The organism is Alsobacter sp. SYSU BS001988, assembly GCF_054796215.1.
This window is the reverse complement of the sequence record NZ_JBTAMK010000001.1, coordinates 360,908-373,040: the sequence shown is the minus strand read 5'-3', so window position 1 is coordinate 373,040 and position 12,133 is coordinate 360,908. Positions and strand designations below refer to the sequence as shown.

General features: G+C 70.3%; 9 protein-coding genes. 3 read left to right on the top strand and 6 right to left on the bottom strand.

Features of this window, described 5'->3' with window-relative positions; genetic code table 11:
- Window positions 1-1,476, top strand: coding sequence for a sensor histidine kinase (locus ACYVO7_RS01585; protein WP_460448099.1), 1,476 nt, complete (start codon window positions 1-3; stop codon window positions 1,474-1,476).
- A 12-nt stretch (window positions 1,477-1,488) separates the two neighbouring features.
- On the opposite strand, the gene ACYVO7_RS01580 is transcribed toward ACYVO7_RS01585, so the two are convergent.
- Both ACYVO7_RS01580 and ACYVO7_RS01575 read right to left on the bottom strand, forming a co-directional pair.
- Entirely contained in the window at window positions 1,489-4,578 is a 3,090-nt protein-coding gene (locus tag ACYVO7_RS01580; protein WP_460448098.1) for an efflux RND transporter permease subunit, read from the bottom strand.
- A gap of 11 nt (window positions 4,579-4,589) precedes the next feature.
- Complete coding sequence (locus ACYVO7_RS01575; RefSeq protein ID WP_460448097.1) at window positions 4,590-5,750, bottom strand: efflux RND transporter periplasmic adaptor subunit; 1,161 nt, start codon at window positions 5,748-5,750, stop codon at window positions 4,590-4,592.
- Between the two features lie 170 nt (window positions 5,751-5,920).
- Here ACYVO7_RS01575 and ACYVO7_RS01570 point away from each other — a divergent pair, with 170 nt between their 5' ends.
- Window positions 5,921-6,490, top strand: coding sequence for a TetR/AcrR family transcriptional regulator (locus tag ACYVO7_RS01570; protein WP_406856221.1), 570 nt, complete (start codon window positions 5,921-5,923; stop codon window positions 6,488-6,490).
- Here the strand turns inward: ACYVO7_RS01570 and ACYVO7_RS01565 are convergent.
- The gene (locus ACYVO7_RS01565; protein ID WP_460448096.1) at window positions 6,487-6,819 is read right to left on the bottom strand and encodes a hypothetical protein; all 333 of its coding nucleotides are present in this window, start codon (window positions 6,817-6,819) and stop codon (window positions 6,487-6,489) included. The genes ACYVO7_RS01570 and ACYVO7_RS01565 overlap by 4 nt on opposite strands.
- Window positions 6,820-7,019: 200 nt before the next feature.
- Between ACYVO7_RS01565 and treZ the strand changes: the two genes are divergently transcribed.
- Window positions 7,020-8,864: a malto-oligosyltrehalose trehalohydrolase gene (treZ, locus tag ACYVO7_RS01560; RefSeq protein ID WP_460448095.1), complete on the top strand. Its 1,845-nt coding sequence runs from the start codon at window positions 7,020-7,022 to the stop codon at window positions 8,862-8,864.
- A 46-nt stretch (window positions 8,865-8,910) separates the two neighbouring features.
- On the opposite strand, the gene ACYVO7_RS01555 is transcribed toward treZ, so the two are convergent.
- The 3 genes from ACYVO7_RS01555 to ACYVO7_RS01545 form a co-directional block, all read right to left on the bottom strand.
- The gene (locus ACYVO7_RS01555) at window positions 8,911-9,192 is read right to left on the bottom strand and encodes a hypothetical protein (protein WP_460448094.1); all 282 of its coding nucleotides are present in this window, start codon (window positions 9,190-9,192) and stop codon (window positions 8,911-8,913) included.
- Window positions 9,189-9,851, bottom strand: coding sequence for a nucleotide-binding protein (locus tag ACYVO7_RS01550; RefSeq protein ID WP_460448093.1), 663 nt, complete (start codon window positions 9,849-9,851; stop codon window positions 9,189-9,191). The genes ACYVO7_RS01555 and ACYVO7_RS01550 overlap by 4 nt, the downstream gene beginning before the upstream one ends.
- A gap of 200 nt (window positions 9,852-10,051) precedes the next feature.
- Window positions 10,052-12,034 (bottom strand): DEAD/DEAH box helicase, encoded by a 1,983-nt coding sequence (locus ACYVO7_RS01545; RefSeq protein ID WP_460448092.1) that lies wholly within the window; start codon window positions 12,032-12,034, stop codon window positions 10,052-10,054.
- Between the last annotated feature and the right edge of the window lie 99 nt (window positions 12,035-12,133).

Below are 12,133 nucleotides of genomic sequence, written 5' to 3'. Positions count from 1 at the left end.
ATGACGAGCCCGGGGAGCGGCCAGCCCGACGTCCGGCCGCCCGGTCCCGATGAACGTCCACGCGTCGCGTGGCTGCCCGGCCGGCCGGGGCTGTCCGCCCGCCTGCTCGTGCTCACCGGCCTGTTCGTGATGCTGGCGGAGGTGCTGATCTATGTGCCCTCCATCGCGAATTTCCGGCGCAACTGGCTGAACGACCGCATCGGCGCCGCCCAGATCGCGGCGCTCGTGCTCGACGCCGCCCCGGCCGGCGCGGTGCCCCAGGGGCTCAGCATGAGCCTGCTGAAACAGGTCGGCGCCGTGAACGTGGCCGTCCGGTCGGGCGGCGCCCGGCGCCTTCTGGCCGCCTCGGACATGCCCCCGACGGTGGCGCTCAACGTGGACCTGCGCGAGATGTCGTTCTGGACGATGATCCGCGACAGCCTCGCCACGCTGCTGGCGAGCGAGCCCCGCTACATCCGCGTCGTCGGCGGCGGCATGGGGGCGGTGGAGTTCGTCGAGATCGTGCTCGACGAGGCGCCCCTGCGCGCCGCCATGGTCGGCTTCTCCGCCAACATCCTGGTGGTGTCGCTGATCATCTCCGGCATCACCGCGCTGCTCGTCTACGCCGCCCTGCTGCGCATGATCGTACGGCCGGTCCGGCGGCTCACCTCCAACATCGTGGCCTTCCAGCAGGACCCCGAAAACGCCGGGCGGGCCATCCAGCCCTCGGGCCGCTCGGACGAGATCGGCCTGGCCGAGAAGGCGCTGGCCAAGATGCAGACGAGCCTCGCCGACGAGCTGCGCCACAAGAAGCATCTCGCCGCGCTAGGCCTCGCCGTCAGCAAGATCAACCACGACCTGCGCAACCTCCTGGCGTCCGCGCAGCTGTTCTCCGACCGGCTGGGCGCGATCAGCGATCCCACCGCCCAGCGCCTCGCGCCGCGCCTCATCGGCGCGCTGGACCGGGCGATCGGCTTCTGCCAGTCGACCCTGGCCTACGGCAAGGCGGTCGAGCGCCGGCCGGCGCTGCAGCCGGTCAGGCTGGCCCCCCTCGTGGACGAGACCCGCGACCTGCTCGGGCTGTGGGAGGACGCCGAAGGCGCCGAGTTCGAGAACGCGGTGCCGGGCGGCCTCACCGTCGCGGCGGACCCGGAGCAGCTCTCGCGCATCCTGCTCAATCTGTGCCGCAACGCGCTCCAGGCGGTCCAGGGACAGGCGGGAGCGAGGATCGTCGTCACCGCCCGGCGGGAGCCCGGCCGCGTCGAGATCGACGTCTCCGACAACGGCCCCGGCGTGCCGGCCAAGGCCCGCGAGCATCTGTTCACGGCCTTCTCGGGCTCGGGCCGGCCAGGAGGCACGGGCCTCGGCCTGGCCATCGCGGCGGAGCTGGCGGCCGCCCATGAGGGCTCGGTCGAGCTTGTCCCGAGCGCCGCCGGCGCCCTGTTCCGCGTCACCTTGCCGGACGAGGCGCCCGGCCGCCGCGCGGGCGCCCGCTGAGCCGCCTGCGCCTCACTCGGCCGCCAGCGCCGGACGGCGCACGGCCGCGGGCTTGGCCGCCTCGGCGGGCGTCCGCTTGTCCCGGGCGATGAGGGTGTAGAACATCGGCACGACGAACAGCGTGAAGATCGTGCCGATGGACATGCCGGAGGCGATGACGAGGCCCATCGAGAAGCGCGCGGCCGCGCCGGCCCCGCTGGCGGTGAGCAGCGGCGCGACGCCCAGCACCATGGCGGCGGTGGTCATCAGGATCGGCCTCAGCCGCACCCGCGCCGCCTCCTGGATGGCCTCGCGCCTGTCGACGTTCTTCTTCACCTGAAGATCGTTGGCGAACTCCACCATCAGGATGCCGTGCTTGGTGATGAGGCCCACCAGCGTGATGAGGCCCACCTCCGTGTAGATGTTCAGCGTCGCCAGCCCCAGATTGAGGAACGCGACGGCGCCGAACATCGAAAGCGGCACGGACATCATGATGATGAACGGGTCGCGGAAGCTCTCGAACTGCGCCGCCAGCACCAGGTAGATGACGATGACGGCGAGCCCGAACGCCATGCCGATGGAGCTGCCCTCCTGCACCTCGAGCCGCGACTGGCCGGCGAAGTCCTCGTAGAAGCCCTGCGGCATCACCTGCGCGGCGATGGAGCGCAGCGTCTTCAGGCCCTCGCTCGTCGTCACGCCCGGCAGAGGCAGCGCCGAGAGCGTGGCGGAGTTCAGCTGGTTGAACTGCTCGATGGCGGCGGGAGCCGCGCTGGTCTCGATCTTCACCAGCGCGGAGATCGGCACCATCGTCCCGTTCGAGGCGCGGACGTAATACTGGCCCAGCCGCTCGGGGTTGAGGCGGTCCTCCTGCGCCACCTGGCTCACGACGTCGTAGCTGCGGTTGTCGCGGTCGAACTTGGAGATCGTGCCGCCGCCCACCAGCGCGCCCAGCGTGGCCCCGATCTCGCTGACCGGCACGCCGAGCGCGGCCGCGCGGTCGCGGTCCACCGTGATGCGGGCCCGCGGCGTTTCGAACGACATCGAGTTCTGGACGACGATGAACTTGCCGGACTGGAGCGCCTTGATGCGGACCTGCTCGGCCACCTCATAGGCCTGCGACGGGTCGCCGATGGTGCGCAGGGCGTACTGGATCGGCAGGCCGCTGCTGGCGCCCGGCAGCGCCGGAGGCGAGAAGATGAAGGCCTGCAGGCCGGCGTTGGAGTCGAGCATGGACTGAATGTCCTGCTTGATCGCCGCCGCCTTCCTGTGCCGCAGGCTCCATTCCTTCAGCTTGAAGCCTATGAAGGCCGTGCCGCCGCCGTCCGTGCCGGCGATCATGAACGTGTCGTCGATCTCCGGGATCTTGTCCTTCGGCGGCTTCATGAACGCCGAGGCGAAAAGCTGCGTGTAGTCGGACGTGGCGTATTTGGGCGTGTTCACGAGGCCCAGGAACGCGCCCTGGTCCTCCTCGGGCGCGAGCTCGGAGGGCGTGCGCATGAACATGAACGCCGTCGTGGCCAGCAAGGCGACCACGATCAGGAAGGTCACGGGCCGATAGTCGAGCGAGCCGCTGAGCCGGCGCCCGTACCAGTTCTCGAGCCGGGTGAAGCTGCGGTCGACGAATCCGGCGAAGCCTCGGCCGCCGCCATGCGGCTTCAGCAGCCGCGACGACATCATGGGCGACAGCGTCACGGCCACGATGCCGGAGATCACCACCGCGCCCGCCAGCGTGAAGGCGAACTCGCGGAACAACGTCCCGGTCAAGCCCTCGGTGAAGCCGATGGGCGCGTAGACGGCGGCCAGCGTCACCGTCATCGAGACGATCGGGCCGAAGATCTCCCGCATGCCCACGATGGCGGCGTCGACCGGCTTCAGCCCCTCCTCGATGTGACGATGGATGTTCTCCACCACCACGATCGCGTCATCGACCACAAGGCCGATGGCCAGGACCATGGCGAGCAGCGTCAGCAGGTTGATCGAATAGTCGAGGAGGTACAGGACGAAGCACACCCCCACCATCGACAGCGGGATGGTCACGATCGGGATGACGACGGACCGGAACGAGCCCAGGAAGAGCAGGATCACCAGGATGACGATTGCGGCCGCCTCGCCGATGGTCTTGAACACCTCGGCGATCGAGGCCGAGATGAAGTTCGAGGCGTCGTAGACGATCTCGGTGGTCATGCCCTTGGGCAGGGTCGGCCGGATCTCGTCGATGGCCTTCGTGACCTGCTTGGCGACGGAGAGCGGGTTGGCGGCGGGCGTCGGCGTGATGCCGATGAAGGTGCCTTCCTGCCCGTTGAAGCTCACCTTGGTGTCGGTGCTCTTGGGTCCGAGCTCGACACGGGCCACGTCCCGCAGCCGCACGACATTGTCGCCGTTGGAGCGGATCGGCAGGGCCCCGAAGGTCTCCGGCGTCTGCAGAGTGGTCTGCATCTCGATCGCGTAGGCGACATATTCGTTCTGGGTCTTTCCGGGCGCGGCGAGGAAGTTGCTGGCCCTGACCGCCGCCACGATGTCGCTCGCCGTCGCGTTGCGCGACGCGAGCCTGACCGGATCGATCCAGATCCGCATCGAGAAGTCGCGGCCGCCCAGGATGTCGGCCGATCCGACGCCCTCCAGGGTGGCGAAGCGCGGCTGCACCACGCGGGTCAGGAACTCGGACACCTGTTCCGGGCTCATCTCGGAGCTGGCGAAGGTGAGATACATCAGCGCGAAGGTCTGGCCGGTGCCCTTGACCACCACCGGGTCCTCGGCGTCCTTCGGCAGCTGCGCGCGCACCTGCTGGACCTTGGCGGTGACTTCGGTGAGGGCCGCGTTCGGGTCCGTGTTCAGGCGCATGCGCACCGACACGGTGCTCAGGCCGAGCCGGCTCTGGGACGTCACATAGTCGACGCCCTCGGCGCTCGACACGGCCTTGGCGATCGGCGTCGAGATGAAGCCCTGCATCAGGTCGGCGCTGGCGCCCGTATAGACGGTCGTGATGGTGACCGTGGTCTCGTCGATCTTGGGATACTGGCGCACCTGCAGGCTGATCAGCCCCTGGGCTCCCAGCAGCAGGATCATGAGGCTGACCACCATGGCCAGGACGGGACGTCGGATGAAGAGCTCGGTGAAACTCATGCGCCGGGTCCTCACTGTCCGTCCGCGGTCTTGCCGCCCGGGCTCCGGCCCGGCGCCTGCCCGGCCGCGATCTTGGTGACGTCGATGCTGTTGTCGATCTTCACCGCAGCGCCGGGCGTCAGCTTGTTCTGGCCCGAGGCGACCACTCTCTGCCCCGCCTGAACGCCCGATGTGATCTCCGAGATCCCGCCTTCGCGGCGGCCGACCTTGACGAAGACCTGCTTGACCACGAGCCTGGTCTGCTCGCCCTGCTTCTCCTCCTCCAGGGCGAAGACGTAGTCGCCATAGAGGCTGGCGATCACGGCGGTCTGCGGCACCGTGACGATGTTCGGCTCCGGCGGCAGCTCCACACGCACCCGCAGGAACTGGCCGGGCACGATCGCCTCGTCGCGGTTGTCGTCGACGACGGCCTGCACCGACACGAGACGGGTCTGCGGGTCCACGCGCGGGTCGATGCCGGTGATCCTGCCCACATGGGTGAGCTGGTCGTCGCTGACGCCGGTGCGGATGGGCTGGCCGGCCTTCACCCTGGAGATCATCTGCTCCGGGACGGTGAAGTCCACCTTCATCGACTGCAGGTTCTGGAAGGTCGCCACTACGGTCCCAGGCTGGAGATACTGGCCCGGATTGATGCGCGGAATGCCGATCGTGCCGGAGAAGGGCGCCTTGAGGGCCTTCTGGTCGATCACCGCCTGGATGCGCTGAAGGCGCGAACGGGCGGTCGCCAGCTGGGCGATCACCTGGTCGAAGGCGGCCTGGGTGTCGAAGCCGCGCTGCCGCAGCGTGGTCGAACGCTCCAGATTCGCCTCGCTCAGCTTCACGGCCGCCTGCGCGTCGACAAGGTCGGCGCGCTCGATGGAGTCGTCGAGCTGGACCGCCACGTCGCCCTGATCGAGGCGCTGGTTGGCCTTGAAGCGGATCTCCCGCACGACGCCGCCGATCTCGACCGCGAGTTCGACGCCCTTTTCGGCGCGGGCCGTGCCGATGGCCGAGATGCCGGGCGTCCAGGTGATGGCGCGCGCTTCTGTGGCGGACACGGTCTGGGCCGGCCGCTGCATCGTGGCGAAGAAGTTCGCGATCATCTTGTCGCGGAAGAAGTTGAACCAGACCAACGCCCCGCACAGGCCGACGGCCAGCAGGAAGACGAGGGTCACGACCAGGCGCCGCTTCATGGGTGGTCCGTTTCTGATGATCGGTCTACGCCGATTTGCGCGTGAGGGCCGACCGTACAGTCGCGATGAGGCGCTTGCTTGGCGGCCAGCAGCCGCTTATAAACCGACCAGACGGTACAGTTCAAGGGCCATCGGCCAGGGCGGCGGGCGGATCGATGCAGGGCGGACCGATGAGCGAGACGCGCCGGGGGCGCGCCAAGTCCCGTGGCCGCATCCTGGACGCGGCGGCCGAGATCGTCGCCGAGATCGGCGCGGGCAAGCTCACTCTGGACGCCGTCGCGCAAAGGGCCGGCCTCAGCAAGGGCGGGCTCCTCTACAACTTCCCCAGCAAGGACGCCCTGCTGGCCGGCATGATCGAGCGGATGATCGACGACTCACGCGCCGAGAAGGAGCGGCTGCGGCCCGAGATGCAGGGCCGGCGCAACATCGAGGCGCGTCTTTCGGCCGCAGTGTCGTTGCGCATGAGGGCGGGGACGAAGGACGTGTCCAGCGGCCTCATGGCGGCCCTGGCCGAAAACCCGTCGCTGCTGGACCCGGTCCGGCGCCTCATCGCGCAGGACTGGCGCGAGATCAAGAACACCTCCGAGGACCCGGACGCCGCCATGATCGCATGGCTGGCGGTGGAAGCCCTCGGCAGCCTCGACATGCATGGCGTCAGCCCGGTGACGCCGGCGGACAGGTCGAGGATCGAGAAGGCCGTCCAGCGGCTGCTGGACAGCGGGATCGCCGGGGACGCTTAGCGCGCGGGTGCGCGGCGCGTCAGGTCGATGGTCGTGCGCGGCGGGATCGACACCCGGAAGCGCCGCGCCTTCTCGACCACGACGGTGCGGGTCGTCCGGGCGCGGGTCTCGACCGTGGTCGTCGAGCGGTTCTGCGACGCGGCGACCTCCTTGGCGACGCGCGGCCGCACCTCGTCGGGCGTCAGGTCCATCAGGCCGGCGACGATGTCGGTCTGCTGGTCGACGTCGTCCGTCAGCCCTTGGGCGGCGAAGACGGCCTCTTCCAGCGTCGGCGGCTCCTTGCGGACGCGCAGCGGTTTCAAGTCGCGGGTCATGGCCTTGGCAGGCACGTGTCTCTCCATTGCTTTGGACGTCACCGTAGCGGATTCGAAATGATTGTGCATTGCAACATTTTCAAGGGTGGTGCGCTTTTTCGCCGTCCGTTCCGCTCCGATGCGACCATTTCGCCTTGGGGTGGCGCCGATCCGTGCAGGAAGGGGGCGGAACTGTGGCGAGCGGATCGCATTATGGCGGCTTAGGGGGGACGTCCATGAATCATCCAGCCTCGGCGCGACGCGATCATGACCATGAGGGCCATGCGGTTTTCGCGCGCGACCTGCCCTTCGGGGCGGCTTGCCATGACGGCGGCGTGACCTTTCGCTTCTGGGCGCCGAAGGTAGAGCGCGTGGACCTCGTCGTGGAGGGCGGCGATCCCGTGCCGATGACCAACGGCCCGGATGGATGGCGCCAGGCGACGGTGGCGGGGGCCGGCCCCGGACTGCGCTACGCCTACCGCCTGCCTGACGGGCGCGAGGTCCCGGATCCCGTCTCCCGCTTCCAGCCCGACGACGTGCATGGCCGCAGCGAGGTGATCGACCCCCGGCGCTTCGCGTGGGCCCATCCCGACTGGGAGGGCCGGCCCTGGGAGGAATGCGTCGTCTACGAGCTGCATGTCGGCGCCTTCACGCCGGAAGGCACGTTCCAGGCCGTGCGCGGCAAGCTCGACCACCTGGCCAGCCTGGGCGTGACCGCGATTCAGCTGATGCCGATCGCCGACTTCCCCGGCCGGCGGAACTGGGGCTATGACGGGGTGCTCCCCTTCGCCCCCGACAGCGCCTATGGCCGGCCCGAGGACCTGAAGGCCCTCATCGACGACGCCCATGGGCGCGGCCTGATGGTCTTCCTGGACGTCGTCTACAATCACTTCGGGCCGGACGGGAACTACCTTCCCCTCTACGCGCCCATCTTCACCGACCGGCACAGGACGCCGTGGGGCGGCGGCGTCGATTTCGACGGGCCCGAGAGCCGCCCCGTTCGCGACCTCGTCATCGAGAACGCGCTCTACTGGCTGCAGGAATACAGGTTCGACGGCCTGCGGCTCGACGCGGTCCACGCCATCATGGACGACAGCGGCAACCATCTCCTGCGCGAGCTGGCCGAGCGCGTGCACGCCGAGACCCGGGGGCGCTCGGTCCACCTCATCCTGGAGAACGAGGAGAACGAGCCCGAGCTGCTCCTGCGCGGCGAGGACGAGCGGCCACTTCTCTACACCGCCCAGTGGAACGACGACGTCCATCACGTGCTGCACACGGCGGTCACGGGCGAGACGGCCGGCTATTACGCCGACTACGCCGGCGACGCCGCCCGCCTGGCCAGGGCGCTCGCCGAAGGGTTCGCCTTCCAGGGCGAGGTGATGCCCTATCGGGGGTCGGCGCGCGGCGGATCCACGGCCGAGCTGCCCCCGACGGCCTTCGTCAGCTTCATCCAGAACCACGACCAGGTCGGCAACCGCGCCTTCGGCGACCGGATCACGGCGTCGGCGCCCGCCGAGGCGGTCCGGGCCGCCGCGGCCGTGAGCCTTCTGTCGCCCCAGATCCCAATGCTGTTCATGGGCGAGGAGTGGGCGTCCGACAGCCCTTTCCCGTTCTTCTGCGAGTTCGGCCCCGAACTCGCGGAAGCGGTCCGCACGGGCCGGCGGGCGGAGTTCGCGCGCTTCCCGGAGTTCCAGGACGAGGCCGCGCGCGAGCGGATCCCCGATCCCACCGCGGAGGCCACGTTCCTGTCCGCCAAGCTCGACTGGGACGCGCTGCACGACCCCGCCCATGCGGCCTGGCGCGACTGGTACGCCCGCATCCTCGCCGTCAGGCGCAGCGCCATCGTCCCCCGCCTGGCGACGGTCCGGCGCGGCGGGACGGCGCAGCGGCTGGGCAGCGCCGCCGTGGCGGTGCGCTGGGACTTCCAGGGCGGGGGCGGCCTGACGCTGCTCGCCAATTTCAGCGATGCGCGGGTGACGGCGCTCGGCGCGCCTTTGTCGGAGCCGATCTGGAAGGAGGGGGAGGTCTCGGTCGACGCTCTTGGCCCCTGGTCGGTGGGGTGGTGGGTCGAGTCCGGCTGAACGGCGCTTGAGCGCCGCGGCGCCGCCGACGCGTGGCGCCGTAGCGCTATGGCGCTTTCTTCGCCCTCAGCTCGGCCACCGATGGGTGGCCGTACTGCTTCAGAGCGGCGTCGACGCCTTCCATGATCACGTCGTGGATCTTCTGGTCCGTCGTGTAGGCGATCTCCCGCAGCTTCAGATAGACGGGCTTCGGCAGATAGATGCTGGTGTGGATCACGTCCGGCCGCGGCTTGCGGCCCGCCTCGCTTTCGGGGCCTTTGGCCGGGGAGGCGGACTTGGGCGAGCCCTCGAGCTTGAGGTCGCCCAGGACGGAGGGACGCTTGCTCACGCGCGCACGCTCTTTCTGGCGGGTTTCGCCTTCATCTTGTGGTCCACCCAGGCCCAGAGCATGCGGATCTCGTCGGCCGCCTTGCCCTTGCCGGCGTATTCGGTGACGCCCTGGCCTGTCGCCATGGCGTCCTGGTGATCCGCCCGGAGCCCGAGCGGCGGGTCGGCCAGCACGCCGAACTCGGCCAGGCCGCGCGCCGCTTCCGAGGATCGCGTGCCGCGGCCCGTCGGGCACTGGTTGAGCACGAAGGCGAACCTGTCGCGCATGCCGAGCCGCACGAGCGATTCCAGCGTCGGCAGCGTCGCCTGCAGGTCGAGCCGCGATGGGCGGGCCGGCACGAGGCAGAGCGTGGCGGCCTTCATGGCGAGGTTGCCGCCGGTGCTGCCCACGCCGGCCGTGTCCAGGATCGCCAGCGTGAAGCCGCGGCCCTTCAGCGCCTCCAGCACCTGCGGCAGCCGCGGCAGAAACTCCGCCCCGACCTGGTCCACCGCCACCGTGGCCTCGCTGCGGGCTTCGCCCCATCCGGCGAGCGAGCGCTGGGCGTCGAGGTCCAGAGCGACGACGCTTTCGCCCGCGGCGGCCGCGGCCACCGCCAGCGAGGCGGCGATCGTCGTTTTGCCCGTGCCGCCTTTCTGGGTCACAAGCGTGATCGTCCGCAACGCCCGTCTCCTCGCACCTGAACGCGGCGCCGTCGCCCTGCGGCGCCATGGCGCCGTACGCAAGGCGGCGCGCTCGCCGTCATGATCGAGTCAAAAGCTGATTCTCTGTCGTTTTTCCATGTTTAACGGCGCCCGGCGGCGTTCCCGCCGAAGGCGGCCGCGCGCGGCTGCAGCGCGGCAACACTCCTCCGCGCGCCGGTTCAGCCCTTGCGCTTGTGGGGCTTGTGCTGCCGCTTCGGCCCCTCGGCGGGCTTGCGCTTGTCGGGCCGCTCCGGCTTGCCGCCCTTGGGGGCGAACCTCTCCGGCTTGCCCGCCTTGCCCGGCGGGCGCTCGCCGAAGGGACGGTCGCCGCGCGGGCCCGGCCTGTCGGACGGCACCCTGTCGGCGGCCCGGTCCGGCGCCGGGGTGAACCGCTCCTTGCTCCGCGGCGGCCGGGGAGCCTCAGATTCCGCGCGCTCCGGGGCTGGGCCGCGCTCGGCGAAACGCGGGCGCGCCGCATCGCGCGGGCCGGCGCTCGGCGCTTCCGACCGCTCGATGCGGATGTCCTCGCCCTTGCCGCCCTTGCCGACCGCCTCGGCGAAGCGTCCGGCGGCGTGCTCGGCGACCTGGAACTTGGTGTCCCGGTCGAAGATCCGGATCGCCCCGACCTCCTTCTTGGTCACGTGGCCGCGCCGGCAGATGATGGGCAGCAGCCAGCGCGGATCGGCGTTGTTGCGCCGCCCCACGCTCATCCGGAACCAGACCATCTCGCCGTCGCCGGCGTCCTCGCCCAGCGGATGGTAGGTGGCGCGGGGCTCCCGGGGCGGCCGCTCCCGCGCATCGCGGTCGCGGTCGCGGGGCGCGTCGCGCGAAGGCCCGGCGTCGCGGGAGGGCCCGGCGTCGTAAAGCTCTTCAGGCTCCGGCAGGCGCGTGCGGAAGGACCGCACGAAGGCCGCCGCGATCTCCTCGGGCGAGTGCTGCGCCATGATCAGGCGGGCGGTCTCCAGGTCCTCCTCCGAGTTCTCCTCGGTGAAGATCGGGTTCTGGATCAGGCGTTCCTGGTCGCGCTTGCGCACGTCCTCGGCGGCGGGCGGGCCCAGCCATACGGCTTCGATGCCGGCCTGCGCGAACATGGTCTCGGTCCGCCGGCGGCGGTTATAGGGCACGATCAGGATGCACACGCCCTTGCGGCCGGCCCGGCCCGTGCGCCCGCTGCGATGCAGCAGCGATTCGCGGCCCTTCGGCAGGTCGGCGTGGATGACCAGATCGAGGTTGGGCAGGTCGATGCCGCGCGCCGCCACGTCCGTGGCGACGCAGACGCGGGCGCGCCCGTCCCGCAGCGCCTGCAGCGCGTGGGTGCGCTCGTTCTGGGTCAGCTCGCCCGAGAGCGCGACCGCCGCGAACCCGCGCTCGACGAGGCTGCCATGCAGCCGCCGCACCGCCTCGCGCGTATGGCAGAACACGAGCGCGCCGGGGGCCTCGAAATAGCGCAGCACGTTGACCACCGCGTGCTCCACCTCGTTCGGGGCGATGCGGACGGCCTTGTACTCGATATCGCCATGCGGCTGGCTCTTGTCGACCGTGTCGATGCGCAGCGCGTCGTGCTGGAAGCGCTTGGCCAAAGTGGCGATGTCGCGCGCGATCGTGGCCGAGAACAGCAGTGTCCGGCGCTCGGTCGGGGCGGCGTCCAGGATGAATTCCAGGTCCTCGCGGAACCCGAGATCCAGCATCTCGTCGGCCTCGTCCAGCACGACGGCGCGGAAGCGGGACGGGTCCAGCCGCCCGCGCTCCAGGTGATCGCGCAGCCGGCCCGGCGTGCCCACCACCACGTGGCAGCCGTCCGCCAGCTGCCGGGCTTCGCGCCGCACGTCCATTCCGCCGACGCAGGACGCGATCCGCGCGCCCGCATGGGCGTACAGCCACTCGAGCTCGCGCTGCACCTGCAGGGCGAGTTCGCGGGTGGGGGCGATGACGAGCGCGAGCGGCTCGCCGGGCGCGCCGAACCGGTCGGCGTCGCCCAGGAGGGTAGAGACGAGCGCGAGCCCGAACGCCACCGTCTTGCCCGACCCGGTCTGGGCCGAGACGAGCAGATCCCGTTCATGCGCGTCCGGCTGCAGGACGGCGTCCTGCACGGGGGTGGGTTCGGCGTAGCCGCGTTCGGCGAGGGCGCGCTCGACGCTCGGTCGTGTAGCGGGGAAGGGCATGGGGCATCCGGCCGACTGATGGAAGAGATCTGTCCTTCTGCCCATCCGTCGCGCGGCTGAAAGGACCCCGCTGCGCCTGTGCGCGCGGGTTTCTGAAGG